Source organism: Fluviispira sanaruensis (genome assembly GCF_004295685.1).
GTDB lineage: Bacteria > Bdellovibrionota_B > Oligoflexia > Silvanigrellales > Silvanigrellaceae > Silvanigrella > Silvanigrella sanaruensis.
This window is the reverse complement of record NZ_AP019368.1, coordinates 1048695-1065395: the sequence shown is the minus strand read 5'-3', so window position 1 is coordinate 1065395 and position 16701 is coordinate 1048695. Positions and strand designations below refer to the sequence as shown.

The window sequence follows — 16701 nt, the reverse complement described above, 5'->3', positions numbered from 1 at the left end:
ATTTTTTTTAAAGAATGTAATTTTTTTAATCTCTTTATGTTGTTTTTCTGTTTAAAAAGGAGCCCAAGCGTGTTGCCTAAACGAAATGTCGGTTTAATCGGAGTGACTTTAGCTTCTGTTGGGAGCATGGTCGGTTCTGGGTGGCTGTTTGGCCCTCTTTACGCTGCACAAATGGCAGGTCCCGCTTCAATCACATCATGGCTTTTGGGTGGATTTTGTTTCGTTTTTATTGTTCTTACATTTGCAGAACTTGCGTCCATGTTTCCTATTATGGGTGGATTAACGAGTTATCCCTTTTTTACCCATGGAAAATTTTCTGGTGTTTTAACTGGGTGGATTTATTTTCTCTGTTTTGTAACCATATCACCAATAGAATCTTTGGCAGTCGTGCAATATGCAAGCAATTATTTTCCAGAACTTGTGATGCGGACAACTGGTAAACCAGAACTATCAGTGATAGGATATATTACTTCTGCCTTAATTTTATTTATTATTATTTTTATCAATCGTTATAGCGTAAAATTTCTTACGCGCACGAATACTCTTGCAACTATTTGGAAATTATTTGTTCCTTTAGCAATTGCGGTAGCTTTTATATTCAGCCCATCAAGTGATTTTTCAAATATCAATCATTTTCATGGATTTGCGCCGAATGGTTTACAAGGAATAATGGCAAGCTTATCGGTTGGGGGCATCATCTTTGCATTTGGTGGTTTTCAATCAGGCATAATTTTAGCGGGTGAAACAAAAAACCCGCAAAGAAATATTCCGCTCGCTGCTTTGTCTTCTATTTTAATTGTTACTTTATTGTATTGCCTTATTCAATTTGCATTTATTATAGCCATACCAGCAGAAAGTTTAAGTGAAGGTTGGAGTAAATTAAGCTTTTCAGGCGATATGGGACCTTTTGCAGGTCTGGCCTTAGCAGCTGGTTTTACTTTCTTATGCAGTCTCCTATACCTCGATGCCGTTGTTTCTCCCTTTGGCTCAGGCCTTATGATGACTTCAACAACTTCCCGTGTTTTGCGTACTCTTGGAACCATAGGTGCAGCTCCAAAAGCTATGACTCGCTTAAATAAACATGGCTCTCCAGAAACGTCTCTTTGGGTTTGTTTCTTTGTTGGACTTATACTTATTTTCCCTTTTCCAGGATGGAAGGAAATGGTTACATTTTTAACCTCATCTTTTGTGTTGACTTTATCTGTAACGCCTATAGCACTTATGGTTTTAAGAGATAAATATCCAGAAGCCAAAAGACCATTTAAATTGCCCTTTTATCATATTATGTCACTGATCGCATTCTGTATTTGTGGCCTTATGATGCACTGGATTGGATTTATTGTTCTGCTTAAATTATCAATTATTATTACTTTATTTACGATCATTTTTGCCATTATAAAATACAGAGAAGGTAAAGTGGTTTTCGCCAAATATAATTTTAAATGTTCCCTTTGGTTAATTGCTTATTTAATTGGATTTACAATTATAAATTACTTTTCAGCATTTGGCAGTGGAATTCAAAAGCTTTCCACCTTTGAAGGAAATATGTGCGCAGTATTCTTCAGCATATTAATATTCTATATAGCTTGCAAAAACTCATTAAATAAGGAAAATGTTATTAAAAATATAAATGAATTTAATTTAAAATAAAAGAAATAAGTTCAGAAGCCAACCATTTGTGTGCATTTTTTTGTGTCCTAAGCTGCTTCTCAATTTTAGGTGCAGCTATAAAAAAATGTCCCGTTTTTTCTTTTGTTAAAACCTGTAATGCCCTTTGCACCCTTGCTTGCGAAGGATAAGGTATTCTCACACTTTCAAATGCTGTGCGCATGTCTCTAAATTCATCCAGTGCTGCGTGCATAAACGAAACTTGTTTTACAAAATAAACAAGCGCCATAAAAACACTCGCAGCATCCTCACCACAAGCTTCACACTGTGAGAGACGCAATTCGATTAGATGTTTGTCACCACGCGATAGAGCATCAGCCACATGAAATCCATTGATTTCAGGACTTCCGGCCAAAGCGGCTGCAAAACTTAAATTAGCATTTTCCATGCGAGAAAAATGCATATCACAAGAGATAAGATCTCCCGAATAACATTCAAGGGCGTGGCAACAAATTTCAGTAATTTCACTTTTACTTTTCTTGGCAAGAACTTTATAACGTAACAAAAGAAGCTCAACACAACGATATAAATCCATTTCGTTTGGCTCATAACACAAATAAACAGAACCTAATTTCTTCAAATCGGTTTCTTTAATAATATTTCTATATGAAGTAGATGCAAAAATATAAGCTGAAGTCTCGAGTGGAGTAGGAATTCTATTTAATAATTTTTTTTCTTCATCCCACTGTTTTGTTGTCAATTTTTCAGGCATTTCCACTATGCATTTTTGTGGAGCAGAAAATAAGCTCCCTGTTGCTATATATTCATAAAATTCCGAAATTGCATTTTTGCCAACAAATCTTTGAGGACATGCGCCAATTTCACAGTTCATTTTATTTTCAATAATTCTTTTAAAAATTGGATTCTCAGCAAGTACAAATTTGATCTCTGCCGACTTTTCACTTGCGAATAGCAATGATATAAGTTTTGAAGCGTCAATACGTTGCATACATTCCTTTAAATTTATGTTGATTATGCATACGCAATTCCTTTTCGATGCATGCGCGACAATAATTTGTAGAAGAAACAATGTGAAGTGTTTTTTTGATAATTTTTACCGTATACTTGATCACGAAGTACAAATTCGTTAAACCACATTTGGTTTTTTACTTTATGACCTATTATCCATCACAGGTGAACCATGGAACATTCGGTTGAACTCAAAGGGCGCGATCCAGTCGACAGACGCCCTCTTCTTGTTACAGGAAAAGATGCTTCTTTTCATACGGTAACACAATCTGTTGCCACCCTCGCAGGGCGCAAAGCTGGGCCAGGTTGGTACATAGTATTTGGACTCTCTGGACTTGGAGTTGGACTTCTTCTTGTCTCACTCGCGTATCTTTTTTGGGAAGGGATCGGTGTTTGGGGAAACAATAACCGAGTTGATTGGGCATGGGATATTACAAACTTTGTTTTTTGGATTGAAATTGCTCACGCTGGAACACTGATTGCAGCAATTCTTCTTTTGTTTAGACAAAAGTGGCGCACTTCTATTAACAGAATTGCCGAAGGGATGACAATTTTTGCCGTCATGGCAGCAGCTATTTTCCCAGCAGTGCATATTGGACGTCCCTGGTTTGCCTATTGGCTTTTCCCATTTCCTAACCAAATGGAAATGTGGACGAACTTTAAAAGCCCGCTTGAATGGGACGTTTTTGCTGTTAATACATACTTAAGCATTGGTGTGATTTTCTGGTATGTTGGTATGATTCCTGACCTTGGAACACTCCGTGACCAAGCAAAATCCAAAATCGGTAAACTTGCTTATGGCTTCTTTGCCCTTGGTTGGCGCGGATCTGCACGTCAATGGGTAAACTATGAAAGAGCTTGCATATTGCTTGCAGGTATAGCAACTCCTGCAGTTTTCTCAACTGCGGGAATCGTATCCCTCGACTTTGCAACTTCTATCCTACCAGGCTGGCATGCAACAATCTTCCCACCTTACTTCATTGCAGGTGCAATTTTCTCAGGTTTTTGTCTCTGCTTAAATCTATTAATCATGGTTCGCTCAATTTTCAACTTCAAAGATCTTGTGACAGATAGACATATCGAAATCTGTGCAAAATTCATTCTCTTCACCAGTATTATTATGGCTTATGTATATGTGATTGAATTTTTCACAATTTTTTACAGTGGTAACCCATATGAAAAGTTTTGGAACTGGAATCGTATCAATGGTCCTTATGGCTGGGCTTATTGGGCAATGGTTATTTTGAATATTGCTATTCCACAAACATTCTGGGTTAAGAAGTGGAGAAACAATGTCATTTGGCTTTTTGTTGCAGCTATTCTAATAAATATAGGAATGTGGCTTGAACGCTTTGTCCTAATTGTGACAACTCTCAGCAGAACATTTTTACCTTCCTCTTGGGGTTATTTTATTCCATCGTTTTGGGATATCTCATTATTTATTGGTTCTATTGCCCTTTTCTTTCATTTATTCTGCCTTTTCGTCCGTTACCTTCCAATGGTTAATATGGCTGAAGTGAAAGGGGTTATGCCGCAAGCGGATCCTCATTTAAAGCCCGATTTGAACTCTCATCATTAAAAAATTCCCATTTATCATTATAAAAAAGATTAAATGGGAATTAAAAATTCCTTAATAAATTATTTAAATATTCTGCCGTCATGTTTTAGAGATTCGGCTTTTCTTAATTTCGTCACATAATTTGTTATAATCTAAACAAACTGTGATTGGAGCAATTATGGAAAACAGCCAGCCCGAAAATAAAAACACGATTAGAATCCTCTTAGTGGATGAAAAAAGAGAAGCTCGCTCATTTTTTTCTGGATTTATCAAGGCAAGTGATAGTTTTACAGTCACAACTGCAGCAAATTGTGGGGTTGCTTTTGAAATTTTAGAATCAGAATGTCATGATATACACTTTATATTATTTGATTGGAAAATGAAGGAAGTTCAAGGCAATATTTTTGCTCAACAAGTGCGGCAAAATCATAATTATGATCATATTGATTTTATAACATATTCTCAACATTTTGATGATGAAGATAAATATCTCATGGCAGAATTAGATATTATTTACACTTTTCCAAAAATAATAAATGGCAATTCATTTATGCTAAAAATGACTGAAATCAAAACTAAATATTTGGCACAAACCGAGCTTCATCGGAAACTTAAAAAACTAGAACATGCTATTCATACAGAGAATATTAAATTATGCGATGAAATTCTCCAGGATCCTCTTGTCAAAGAAGAGATAAATACTAATCCGCGTTTTTTTCATATTGGTGGAGAAATTCATATGCTCAAAAACCAATATGGAGAAGCTATCGATTTTTTTCAAAGTCATATTAAAGATGAGACAAAAAGTAACGCCATGCTTACATTAAAAGCCATGAGCTCTCTTGGCAAAGCTCTTTGTCTCGCAGGGAGATTTGATGAAGCTCTTATGATTTTTGAACGGCTCGAAGCAAAAAGTTCTAAAAATATTTCACATAAATGCATGTCTGGCGAAGCACTTCTCGGATTAAATAAAAATTTTATGGCAGAAGAAAAATTTAAAGAAGCGGTAAATCTCAATCCAAATGATACCACAGCTTTATTAGGCCTTGGGAAAGTTAATTCATTAAATGGAAGACATGAGGAAGCAAAAGGGTTTTTTAATAAAATTGAGGGAGATTTTGAAAACAAACACCTTGCTAGTTTTTATAATAACAAAGGTGTTTCGTTAGTTAAGCACCATAAATACGATCAAGCGATTTCATTTTATAAAAGTGCTATTCAATATTTTCAGAAATACAAGGGACATATCAATTTTAATTTAGGGCTAGCTCATTTTAGAAAAGGCGATATTAAAGAAGCCAGCACATACTTTCAAGAAGCTCTTGCCTCTAATGAATTCGATCTTATTCCTGAGAAAAAATTATTATTAGAATTACAGATAAAAGGTGCTACAAAGTTTGAGGAAGAATACTCCGCAAAGCTCGGTAAAAAAAGTAAGCACGAGCATTGATAATTAATGTAACAGATGCAGATTGTACATTTGTGAAATTTTCTTTATTACGGCTTGGCCACGCACACTGTTACCCGCTTTATCAAGACGTGGAGAAAAAACAGCAATCGCATATTTATGAGGGTACACAGCTAAAAGACCACCTGCAACACCGCTTTTTGTCGGCAAGCCCACTTCTGTCCACCATGCGCCACTGTTTTCGTACAAACCGCTCACTACCATTTGTGAAAGAATATTTATCACTTGTGAATTGCTTAAAATGCGTTTTTTGCTCACTGGATTCAATCCACCATTTGCGAGCGTTGCACCCATCAAAGCCAATTGTTTTGTGGTCACCATAATAGAACAAGCTTTAGTGTAGCGATCGAGTGCATCCATTGGGTTTTCATCTATCATTTTAAAGTCGAATAACATATTAGCAATTTTTTGATTATTTTGATTGGTTGCAGATTCTGAGCGATAAACTTTTTCACCTAAAAAAGCTTTACCATCTGATAAACTATTCATATAATTTAAAGCATGCTTCCATTTGTCACGTTCTGCGCCCTCTTTTAAATAACTTGTGACTTGAATTGCACCTGCGTTCACCATGGGATTTTGTTTGTGATCTTCTTTTTCAGTGATTGAAACTATTGAGTTAAAAGCATGACCAGTGGCATTTAAACCCACACGATCATCTACAGAAAACTTTGAATTATTTTGGTGATCTTTAAGAGCTAAACCATAGATAAAAGGTTTTGAAATAGATTGGATGGAAAAAGGCACATTAAAATCACCAATACTCTCAATGCCACCATTAATATTAGCAATCGAAATTGCAAAATATTCTGGATTAGCAGCAGCCAATTCAGGAATATAATCAGCTACTTTTCCTTTTTCTTGTTCACTTAATTTCTTTTCAGAATTTTTAACTTCCTGATAGACTTTATTAATGACTTCTTTAGCTGAAAATTGACTTTTACTAAATACAGGTAAACTTAAAGATGCTGAAATTAAAACAATACAAGTTAAAATAAAATTCCGTTTTTTGTTTTTCAACCCATAAACCATTGGAATCTCCTAGTATAAAATTTTTATAGGCATAGTTCTGAAGATAAAATATTATTCATAGATATTTTAATGGAATGGATATGTGTGTGTCGTCATAAAAATGTGCATGCCGTCAATTATTTAACACTCATAATAGACTGAAGTGTTACGTTCCGATTTTTATTTTTTAAAATATATTAGATAAACTGGGAGATAATTTTAATTTTTTTCTTTTAATTCTATTACATATTTTTTACAGATTCGAAATAAAATTAGTGTGATAATAAAAATTAATATAGCAAGAAAAAATAACTTAAAATCACCAACAAATATTGGGTGCTTTAAATAATTTTTCATTAATATAGAGCCATAAGCAAAGAGAAAAAGAAGAGCTGCCTGAGCTGTAACCAAATATTTCACATTAGAAGATTTAGCCACAAAAGCAAGAGCCATAGGAAATGCAACAAAATTAAAAAAGAGATCAAAAGAAGAATACATTCCGGGTATAATAGGAGATATTGTCCCAATCTCTTTAAAGAAGACATTTATTGCACAAAAGAAAAGAATGGTTAGAGGAATAAAGTAATTATAAAAATATTTATTTTTTTCTATTCTTATCTTATATAGAAAATAGGTTAAAAAAACTAAGCCTAATGTGGCCCCCCCCCAATATACCTTGGAAAGTGGGGCTGGAAATATCTTTGCAGATAAACTCACAGCTATACCAATTAAAAAGCAAAGGAGAAAACAACCCAAAAATATGATTTTTTTATTTCCAATGAAAGAAGGTTCAATTTCAGTCTGTTCTTTTTGCATATTTTTATGCAATATTCTGATCAAAATAAAGTAAAGTATAATTAAAATAGCAGAAACTAAAAAGTTAAAGTAAAGAGGCATTGCATATTTTGATATTAAAATTGAAGCAAAATATGCCGATGTTATAGAAGATATATTTACAATAATTATAAATATAATATATAATATATCTAAAATAAAATTATTCTCAGGCAACATCTTAGAGACAAGCGCACTCATAGTTGGTTTAACTACAGAAGTGCCAATTGCGCATAAAAAAAATGATAAATAAATAAAATTCGCATTTAAATAAAATGCAATAAATGCAAAAAAATATCCTAAAAATAATACAATGGCGCCAAAATAAGTTGCTTTTTCCATTCCTATTTTTCTATCGATAAATGGAGCAAATAAAAGTGGTAAAAAGAGAAGTGATAGAGAGAAAATACCAGCTACCTTGTATGAAAGTTCTTGAGTAAAACCAAGCCCCCCACTGGCAAGTGGGGTCATCATGTAAATGATAAAAATAAATGAAATAAAAAAATATGCAAATCGTTCTAATGCTTCTGCTGCCATTAACACAATAACGGATTCATAGTTCTTTTTTGTCATCCCATAGTTCTTTCCACATGGATAATTCCGTCTACGGCTTCTATTTTCTGATGTATATCCTTTAGCTGATGAATATCAGCTAATTCAAGTTTTAATAAAATGACAGCTCTTTTTTGCGGATTTGTAAAACACTCCATTCCTCCAATATTGATCTGCGACGAGGAGACGACTTTGGTTATAGCCGCTAATATTCCTGGTTTATCATGGGCCGTAATACGCACGCGCACATTGTGTGCTCCGGCCGTAACAACGTTCCAAGTACAATCTACTCGCCTTGCTGGGTCATTTGAAAGCGCCCAAGAACAATTGGCCGCATGCACAGTAACACCCCGACTTCTTGAAACAAATCCAACTATTGGCTGTCCTGGAAGCGGCTCACAACAACGCGCCATTCTCACAATGATACCAGTCATTCCTTGAACGCGAACGGCATCTTCACTGTCAATTTTCTTTTTACTTTGCTTGTTCTTTAAAATTTCTTGAGCAGTTTGAACTTCGATCAACTCTTGTTGAATCGTTTTACTCGGTTCAGATAAAACTTCATTTTTTTGAATTGGCAATGCAAGCGATAGCTTTTGTACAACAGCCTTTGCATCAAGTTTTCCGTACCCAATTTGTAGGATAAGATCCTCAAAGCCACCCACGCTAAAAAATTTGTTGATTTCTTGGAAAACACCCATTTTCTGAACTTTTTCAAAACTTGATCCTATTTTTGTCAGTTCTTCTTCAAGCATTTCCTGACCAAGTTGCTTAGCATGCGTTCGTTCTTCACTGCGTAACCAAGCACGAATTTTATTCCGAGCTTTCGTGGTTGTCGTAAAATTTAACCAATCCTTCGTGGCTCTAATTTTATTGCCAACAAGAAGTTCAATGACATCACCACTGTGGAGACGTGTCCGTAACGTAGCAATCCGTCCATTGATTTTTGCACCGGTTGTTCTGAGACCTAGATCGGTATGAATTGCGAAAGCAAAATCAAGACAAGTCGATCCTTTCCGTAATTCAAACACATCTCCTTTAGGAGAAAAGACGTAAACTTCTTCATCAAAAAGATCGACTTTTACAGCTTCCATAAATTCATCTGGATCTGATAATTCTTTTTGATGACGAACAATTTGCTTCAGCCATTTAAATTTTTCGAAATCAACAGGATTTAATTTGTTACCTTCAGCTTCTTTTCTGCGTTCTTTGTATGCCCAATGGGCCGCAATCCCATTTTCAGCAATATGGTGCATTTGTGCAGTACGAATCTGAACTTCAAGCAATTCACCTTTTGCTGCAACAATAGTCGTGTGCAAACTTTGATATAAGTTTGCCTTTGGCATTGCTATAAAATCCTTAAAGCGACCAGGCACGGGTCTATAAATATTATGAATGATTCCTAATGTTTCATAACACTCATTAGGTGAATCAACAATGACGCGCAACGCAAAGAGATCGTAAATATCCTCAAATTCCATTTGCTTGTCAGACATTTTGCGATAAATAGAGTAAAAATGTTTTGCTCTACCATAAACTTTAGCCTCAATACCAGACTCTTTTAGCTTTAAAGCAAGATGCTCTCGAGCCGTTTCAATGATCTTATCTCTTTCCGTTTTCTTTTGTGCCACTCGCGAAATAAGGCTATAATAAACAGATGGTTTCAGCTCTCTGAGACAGAGATCTTCAAGTTCTGCTTTTATTTTATACATACCCAAACGTCCTGCTAAGGGCGCATAAATTTCAAGTGTTTCTTCAGCGATGCGCTGTCTTTTTTCAAGACTCAGAGCACGGAGTGTCCGCATATTATGGGTTCTATCTGCAAGTTTTACTATGATTACGCGGATATCACGCGACATAGCGACAATCATTTTTCTAAAATTTTCTGCCATCTTTTCTTGTGAGGAACGGAATTGAACTTTTGCTAATTTCGTCAAACCCTCAACTAAAGCTGCGACGGACTCACCAAATTCATGAGAGACTTCTTCTACCGACACATGTGTGTCTTCTACCACATCATGTAAAATAGCAGCAACTAAAGAGGTTTCATCGATTTTGAATTCAGCGAGGATTTCTGCAACTGCAAGCGGGTGAATAATATACGGTTCACCACTTTTTCTTCTTTGCCCAGCATGCAAATTGTGGGCAAATTTAAACGCTTTATAGAGAATGGGTTCAGATGATTCTGACAAATAGCTCATGCATTTTTCTTTGAGAGATAGGTAGGCATCAAGTGCTATTTTCTCTATATCTTCATTGGGAGTTTGCGTAGAGTCTGACTCTTGAGCTTCAGGTTGATTTGGTGGTGTCTTCGTATTTTCAGATCCCATGCAGAAAAAACTCCCTTAGTGCAATAAAATGCTAGAAATATGCAACAATTTGCATAATAGATTTTGCACAAAGACAAGCTTTTTGTAAAGAAAAGGAGAATTTTTTGATAGCAAATTTTATTTTTCATTTTATTTTCACAATCTTTGCAGTCTGGGCGGGTGTTGCTTGGTTTATCATACACAACAGATATCGTGCTTTAAGAGAAAACTTAGTCCCCACATTGTGTCTCATAAATTTAAATATGTCTGAAAATAGAAGTTTATTAATAAGAGCATTGAGAACTTTAGAAGAAGAATTGACAATTTCATATAAAATAAAATTTTCAATTGATATCAATAGCTTTAAAGAGAAAAAAGATCCGCAAAAATTGTTAATTTCACTCAGCTCTCTTTTAAATCCCAAATCTTTGAAAACCGAAAGCTTATATGAATTTAATAATAAAACCATGAATGCAAAAGAATTTACCCAAAATATTACTGCAGATAAAAAAATAAAAAAATTAATTATCTCAAATCTAAATAAAACTGATTATGAAAATAATTTTATATGGAAGGTGGAGACAGTAAATGATAAATAAAAAAATTATAATATTATTTTCTATTTTATCTTTAAATGCTTTTGGCCAAGATAAAACGCTTAATGAAAATATTTCTCCGCAAAAAAAGGTTGCTAAATTATGCAGTGAATTTGAAACAGGTAAAAGTTTTAATTATCTTAAAGATTTTATTGAACGGATTAAAAATGAAGTTTTACTCAATGAAAAAGTTCGAGTTCAATTTGCTAAAGATCTTAACAGTAAAAAGTTAAAAGGCTGTGAAAATCTGTTAAGAGAATACGTCTTAAACATGGCTAATAAGAAAGATTATGAACCCCAGCTTGGAGAACAAGGCTTACTTTCCCTTGCCATTATTGCAGGAATACCAGAAGCAAATAACGTTATAGAAAAAGAAATTAATGAAGGGCGTTTGAGCAGTTGGATTGATACACTTAATTCTACTGATGATAAAGCATATATAAAAGCCTTAAACAATTGGGTGCTAAAAATTGCTAAAGCTATTCGTGAAAGTGAAAACTCCTCTCTTTCTGAAATTTCAGACTATGGAAAAATTGAAAATGAAAATGTCGACTTAAAAAATCCAGATAAATTTAGGATCTGGACTCCTATATTAATGAATAGATATTTAATTGAAAATGTAAAAAGAAAAAGTAAATTAAACGAAGAAGAATTTTCTAATTTAAATATTATTTATGGAGCATCTACAACATCTTATAGAGAGATATTTGGTGATGAAATCGCAAAAATTGCACGCAATAATGTTGAAAAATGGATTTTAAGTTTTCGCAAAGAAAAAGCGTGGGTACAATTCAGATTATTTCCACTTATGGAAAGAATAGGGGGAGGAGAAATAAAAAGAGAAGTTATATGGATTTCTAAACATCATCAGAGCGAAAAGATGCGGGCAATTGCATTGAGCACTTTAGAGAAAATCGCTATCAAACAGCGCTAAAACAATTATAAAGTAACACCAGCCGTTACGAAATCAAGCAGACGAACAAGACCCACTCCATTGCCTTCACTGTCAATTACAGGAAGTAAGTTAAAAGGCGGGTGTTTAGAATTCATAAGCTGAAATACCTCTACAGCAAGAAGTCCAGGACGCACAGATGTTGGATTTTTATTCATAATATCAAGCGCGCTGCATTCAAAAACCTTTGGTCCATATTTTTCCATAGCTTGGCGCAGATCTTTTTCCGTAATAAGTCCTAAAAACTTTTGCTGCTCTAAAACAAGCACTGCTGCTTTTGAATATTGAGTAAAAGTTGAAACCACAGTTTGAAAAGAATCTGAGGGATAAACTATTGGCAATTCATTCCCTTGAATCATAAGATTATCTGCTTTTAAAAAGATTCTTTTCCCAATCGCCCCACCAGGATGATTTCGTGCGTAATCATCTATTGGATAATTGCGCATTTCAACGGTCGCAGCAACCAACAATTGACAGAGAGCCAACGAAGTCACTGTGCTTGTTATCGGTGCTTGAGCAAGGGGACAATATTCTTCAAAAGGTGGAATTAACAATAAATACTGAGCTAATTTAGCTAATGGAGAATCTTCTTTTGAAGTCATAGCAAAAATTTTAACATTTCTATCTTCCAAACCAGGGATAAGCTGCAAGAGTTCTGAGCTTCTGCCATTGTTCGAAATCAAAACGACAATATCTTTTTGCCCTACGACTCCAAGATCTCCGTGCAAAGCTTCTGTTGGATGAACAAATCGTGCTAAAACACCTACACTGACGAGCATAGAAACGGCCAATTGTGCAACCTGCGCCGATTTTCCTACTGCTATAAAGAAAACTTGTTTATTTGATTTTTCTATCGTTGAACACTGAACAAGTTCATCGATTAATTGCAAGAAATTTCTTTTAAATTCTTCGTTTTCTTTCATAGCGAGTGCATACCAATTGACAGCGCTCGAAATATGTTCAGCACGTTTAACAGCATTTTCAATAATACAATTTTGCATAAATAAAAGCCTTATTTAAACTCAGACTCAAACGGAAACTGTTTCTTCTTGAGCAGGAATTTTGGGTGGATTTTTATCCAGCAAAATAAAATTATTTTGATGCATCGCCAGCCAGAAGTTTGGATCTGGCATTACGCCTACTTCAAATTGTGTCTCTTGGAAGATCTCATTATTGTTTCGCATAGATTCACGTACTTTTAAACAAAAAGATTGAACAGCTTCTTGAGTTTCTTCAACACCTATAATGCGTAAAAAGACAGTTCTCACCCAACCCGAATCCTGCGGAGCATTTGGCGGAAGAATCGCTCCCAATGCAGCAGCTTCTACTTTATCAATTGACGAAAGGATGTGATAAGTGTGTTGCTTTTGCTCATCTGTAAAAACATCTTGAGGAAATGCCAATTGCATACCTTCTTGTTGTTGTTGCTGTTCTTGTTCCGTTCCAACATTCACTTGGACAGGGCTCTTTTGTGATTGAGGGACGATGCCCATTGCTAACTGACGATAATCGACTTTGTTCAATACGACAAATGGCGCACTGCCTGGGTTTACCACGATCACTTCAGCAGGACTTGGCTCAAGTAGTTTAAATACATCTTGTCCACGGATGGAAACATACTGGCCTCCTTCGGCGCGCCAGCGACGTGCAGCGGCAGCACTTGTAAAAGCGGCTGCAAATTGAATACCCTGTGCATTTGAAAGGATAGCAACATTGACTTCTGGCTTACCATCAGCTGATGTCTGCTCTTGTGCTTCATTTGGGTTTGGATCGGCTAGAGATAATAAGAGATCTGAAAATAAAAGCTCTTGATACACTTTAGCTCTTGTTTCTGGAGTGTCATTGCGTGCATTTTCAACCATTGCATTTTCAAGGTGCAAAGCCGCTTGAGGTTCATTCGGCTGATTTTGTTGTGCTGAAGAAGACACATCGTCATGATTTTCAGTTGGATTTACGTTGGATTGAACAGGTTTTTGTGTTTGATCTTTTTTTCCAAACAAATTTTTTAATACCATAATAAATTCCTTTAAGAGTGTCTTAGGCAACAGGACATAAACATGCTACGAGTCCTTGGTTTTGGCAAGGGTTCTTGTTAACGATAACGCCTTTTTTTTGCCTTTTTCCAAAGCTCATTCCATTGATCGAGAGTCAGTTTTTTCGCAGACTCTTCATCAAGTGGCGTTTTATTCTCTAGCATAATATTTTCCATTTCATTGAAGCGATTTATAAATTTTTGAAATGATGCACGAGCAATCAAATCGAAATCTAGAGTAACAGCATCATTTCTTGTTTCTTTAAAAAAATTGACAAGATTACAGAGAGAATAAATGACATCACCTAATTCATCAATAACTTTTTCGATATTCAAATCTTTTTCTTGAATCTCATCTTCAAGTTCCTGAACTTCAGAAAGAACATCTTGAAAAACTTCTTGCATAGTTTGCCAACTAAAACCAATTTTCCAGGCTGACTTAGAAATTTCAGTACCAAAATTTAATGTTGGTAATGATTTTTTCTTAATTGCTTTTTTGAGAAGTGAAATTTTTTGATCTTTATTCGCATCCGGATTTTTAGATTTTTCAGATTCTTTTATCTTATCCCAAAGAGCAATAACCTCACTTGCGTTCGTTATACTTTCATTGCCTTTTTCAAATACATGTGGATGACGAGATATCATTTTATGATTAATATTTTCAAAAACATTTCTAATATTAAAATAATTTTTTTCTTGAGCAATTTGTGAATTCAAATATATTTGCAGTAAAACATCACCCAATTCAGAACAAAATTCATTAATACTTTCTTTATTATTTTCTAAAATATTTTGTGAAGATTCAACTGCTTCATAAGCTTCTTCAATCATATATTTTTGTAATGATGCAAATGTTTGTTCTCGATCCCATGGACAACCATCCTCTGATCGCAATTTTGCAATCGTATCAGCAAATTCTAAAGCAGATATTGCTAATGCATAACGTTCAAAGGGATTTTCCTTGCCATAATTTTTTTTAATATTTTGAGATCCTATTTTTTTTTTTCTGAAAATGAAATAAGTGAAGGATCATAAAAAGAAGGGCTCTCAAAACCTGCTAATTCAAGGACTGTAGCAGCAATATTCGATAATCCTCCATTAGCTAAGTCTTCTCTCAATTCAATATTTCGCTCAAGTATTTCTGTATTATAAATCGCAAGAGGAACGGGTGCGAGAGTGTGACTTGTTTTTACTTTTGGCAAGCCATTTTTATCAAAAACAACTTTTTTAGTTTTTTTATCGACTTCAAACATTTCATCGGCATTGCCATGATCGGCAGTGACAATTAAAATTGTATTTGTTTCTTTAGCTGCGTTCATGATTCTACCTAAAGCTAAGTCAACAGCTGCAACAGAGAGAACAGCAGCAGCAAAATCACCCGAATGGCCAACCATATCACCATTGGCAAAATTAATTCGACCAATTTCAAATGAGTTATTTTGCATTTGTTTTATAGTTTCATCTGCGATTTCCGCAGATTTCATCCACGGCCGTTCTTGAAAAGGAATTTGATCTGATGTTATTTCCACATAGTTTTCAAGATCTGCGTTAAATTTTCCGCTACGATTTCCATTCCAAAAATAAGTCACATGTCCATATTTTTGTGTTTCACTGCAAGCAAATTGTTTCACACCTGCGTTGCACAAAAGTTCAGTCATAGTTTGATCAATGGCAGGAGGTGTAACCAAAAATATTTCGGGTAATTTGAGATCACCATCATATTGCATCATTCCAGCATAATGAACTTTGGGAAACCTTTTCCTTGGAAAAGCAGAAAATTTTTCTTCCGTTAATGCACGTGTGATTTCAATTGCACGATCACCTCTAAAATTAAAGAAAATAAAACTATCACCATCTTCAACAGTTGCAATAGGTTTTCCATTATTTTCTAAAACAAATGGCGGCAAATCTTGATCGTAGTAATTTTTCTCTGAACGTAAAATCTCAACAGCTTCACGAATGGATTTAAAAAATCGCGCTTCACCTAAAACATGCGCTTTGTATCCACGCTCAACAATACTCCAATCACTTTCATAGCGATCCATTGTGACAAAAGTACGTCCTCCACCTGAAGCCACAAGACAGCTAAATTCATTTGAATTCATTGTTCCTAAAAAGTTTTCAAGCTTGTCGATATAATCTGTTGCCGTTAGAGGCCCTACATCTCGACCGTCCAGCAAAAGATGCAAACGAACCTTTTTTATACCTTCTTTTTTGGCACCAATAATAAGAGCAAAGAGATGATCAATATGACTATGAACATTTCCATCCGAAAAGAGGCCACACAAATGTAAAGTTTGTGTTCCATCTTTAAGTTCTGTGCGCGCAACGACTTCTTTCCATGCATTGCCTGAAAATAAATTGCCCGACTCTATCGCAGAATTTACAAGTTTAGCGCCCTGAGCAAAAACTCTTCCAGCGCCAAGAGCATTATGCCCCACCTCACTGTTGCCCATGTCATCATCACTTGGTAAACCTACAGAAGTACCATGTGCTTTAATGGTGCGAAACAATGAACTTGAGATGAGTCTATTTAAATTTGGGGTATAAGCCGCATTCACTGCATTGCCGATGGAAAAGGCCTCGGACGGCAAAATCCCGTGATTTTTTGCCAGCTCTGCCGTTAAATTCGTATTTGGATTGGTATATCCCACTCCATCCATTACAATAGTAAGAATTTTAGTATTGTTTTGTGGCTTAAAAATACGCTTTAATTTTAAAGAATTTGAAAGACTCATAATTAACTTGCTCC

13 protein-coding genes are annotated in these 16701 nt (G+C 35.1%); 5 read left to right on the top strand and 8 right to left on the bottom strand.

Features of this window, described 5'->3' with window-relative positions:
- Positions 1 to 69 precede the first annotated feature (69 nt).
- The gene (locus EZS29_RS04620) at positions 70 to 1650 is read left to right on the top strand and encodes an APC family permease (RefSeq protein WP_172603774.1); all 1581 of its coding nucleotides are present in this window, start codon (positions 70 to 72) and stop codon (positions 1648 to 1650) included.
- On the opposite strand, the gene EZS29_RS04615 is transcribed toward EZS29_RS04620, so the two are convergent.
- Positions 1637 to 2617, bottom strand: coding sequence for a DNA polymerase III subunit delta (locus tag EZS29_RS04615; protein WP_130607052.1), 981 nt, complete (start codon positions 2615 to 2617; stop codon positions 1637 to 1639). The genes EZS29_RS04620 and EZS29_RS04615 overlap by 14 nt on opposite strands.
- Before the next feature lie 192 nt (positions 2618 to 2809).
- Here EZS29_RS04615 and nrfD point away from each other — a divergent pair, with 192 nt between their 5' ends.
- On the top strand, positions 2810 to 4216 hold the full coding sequence (gene nrfD / locus EZS29_RS04610; RefSeq protein ID WP_130607050.1) for an NrfD/PsrC family molybdoenzyme membrane anchor subunit: 1407 nt from the start codon (positions 2810 to 2812) through the stop codon (positions 4214 to 4216).
- 157 nt (positions 4217 to 4373) lie between these two features.
- Positions 4374 to 5645 carry a tetratricopeptide repeat protein gene (locus EZS29_RS04605; RefSeq protein WP_130607048.1) on the top strand — a complete coding sequence of 424 codons (1272 nt, stop codon included), beginning with the start codon at positions 4374 to 4376 and terminating at the stop codon, positions 5643 to 5645.
- 3 nt (positions 5646 to 5648) lie between these two features.
- On the opposite strand, the gene glsA is transcribed toward EZS29_RS04605, so the two are convergent.
- From glsA to EZS29_RS04590, 3 genes are all read right to left on the bottom strand, one after another.
- On the bottom strand, positions 5649 to 6695 hold the full coding sequence (glsA, locus tag EZS29_RS04600) for a glutaminase A (protein ID WP_130607046.1): 1047 nt from the start codon (positions 6693 to 6695) through the stop codon (positions 5649 to 5651).
- A 198-nt stretch (positions 6696 to 6893) separates the two neighbouring features.
- The gene (locus tag EZS29_RS04595) at positions 6894 to 8081 is read right to left on the bottom strand and encodes an MFS transporter (RefSeq protein WP_130607044.1); all 1188 of its coding nucleotides are present in this window, start codon (positions 8079 to 8081) and stop codon (positions 6894 to 6896) included.
- Complete coding sequence (locus EZS29_RS04590; RefSeq protein WP_130607042.1) at positions 8078 to 10390, bottom strand: RelA/SpoT family protein; 2313 nt, start codon at positions 10388 to 10390, stop codon at positions 8078 to 8080. Before EZS29_RS04590 ends, EZS29_RS04595 begins: the two co-directional genes overlap by 4 nt.
- 104 nt (positions 10391 to 10494) lie before the next feature.
- Here EZS29_RS04590 and EZS29_RS04585 point away from each other — a divergent pair, with 104 nt between their 5' ends.
- Together EZS29_RS04585 and EZS29_RS04580 are read left to right on the top strand one after the other, a co-directional pair.
- A complete protein-coding gene (locus tag EZS29_RS04585; protein WP_130607040.1) occupies positions 10495 to 10968 on the top strand; it encodes a hypothetical protein in 474 nt (157 codons plus the stop codon).
- On the top strand, positions 10958 to 11899 hold the full coding sequence (locus EZS29_RS04580) for a hypothetical protein (protein WP_130607038.1): 942 nt from the start codon (positions 10958 to 10960) through the stop codon (positions 11897 to 11899). Before EZS29_RS04585 ends, EZS29_RS04580 begins: the two co-directional genes overlap by 11 nt.
- Before the next feature lie 5 nt (positions 11900 to 11904).
- Here the strand turns inward: EZS29_RS04580 and EZS29_RS04575 are convergent, their stop codons facing one another.
- The 4 genes from EZS29_RS04575 to gpmI form a co-directional block, all read right to left on the bottom strand.
- A complete protein-coding gene (locus EZS29_RS04575; RefSeq protein ID WP_130607036.1) occupies positions 11905 to 12918 on the bottom strand; it encodes a KpsF/GutQ family sugar-phosphate isomerase in 1014 nt (337 codons plus the stop codon).
- 27 nt (positions 12919 to 12945) lie between these two features.
- Positions 12946 to 13932 carry an SseB family protein gene (locus EZS29_RS04570; RefSeq protein ID WP_130607034.1) on the bottom strand — a complete coding sequence of 329 codons (987 nt, stop codon included), beginning with the start codon at positions 13930 to 13932 and terminating at the stop codon, positions 12946 to 12948.
- 77 nt (positions 13933 to 14009) lie between these two features.
- A complete protein-coding gene (locus tag EZS29_RS04565; RefSeq protein WP_172603773.1) occupies positions 14010 to 14843 on the bottom strand; it encodes a MazG family protein in 834 nt (277 codons plus the stop codon).
- A gap of 98 nt (positions 14844 to 14941) precedes the next feature.
- A complete protein-coding gene (gpmI, locus tag EZS29_RS04560; RefSeq protein WP_130607030.1) occupies positions 14942 to 16687 on the bottom strand; it encodes a 2,3-bisphosphoglycerate-independent phosphoglycerate mutase in 1746 nt (581 codons plus the stop codon).
- Positions 16688 to 16701 lie beyond the last annotated feature (14 nt).

Coding starts and splice junctions, on each gene's coding strand:
- EZS29_RS04615 (WP_130607052.1), bottom strand. CDS start 2,617: ATGCAACGTATTGACGCTTCAAAACTTATATCATTGCTATTCGCAAGT.
- nrfD (WP_130607050.1), top strand. CDS start 2,810: ATGGAACATTCGGTTGAACTCAAAGGGCGCGATCCAGTCGACAGACGC.
- EZS29_RS04605 (WP_130607048.1), top strand. CDS start 4,374: ATGGAAAACAGCCAGCCCGAAAATAAAAACACGATTAGAATCCTCTTA.
- glsA (WP_130607046.1), bottom strand. CDS start 6,695: ATGGTTTATGGGTTGAAAAACAAAAAACGGAATTTTATTTTAACTTGT.
- EZS29_RS04595 (WP_130607044.1), bottom strand. CDS start 8,081: ATGACAAAAAAGAACTATGAATCCGTTATTGTGTTAATGGCAGCAGAA.
- EZS29_RS04590 (WP_130607042.1), bottom strand. CDS start 10,390: ATGGGATCTGAAAATACGAAGACACCACCAAATCAACCTGAAGCTCAA.
- EZS29_RS04580 (WP_130607038.1), top strand. CDS start 10,958: ATGATAAATAAAAAAATTATAATATTATTTTCTATTTTATCTTTAAAT.
- EZS29_RS04575 (WP_130607036.1), bottom strand. CDS start 12,918: ATGCAAAATTGTATTATTGAAAATGCTGTTAAACGTGCTGAACATATT.
- EZS29_RS04570 (WP_130607034.1), bottom strand. CDS start 13,932: ATGGTATTAAAAAATTTGTTTGGAAAAAAAGATCAAACACAAAAACCT.
- gpmI (WP_130607030.1), bottom strand. CDS start 16,687: ATGAGTCTTTCAAATTCTTTAAAATTAAAGCGTATTTTTAAGCCACAA.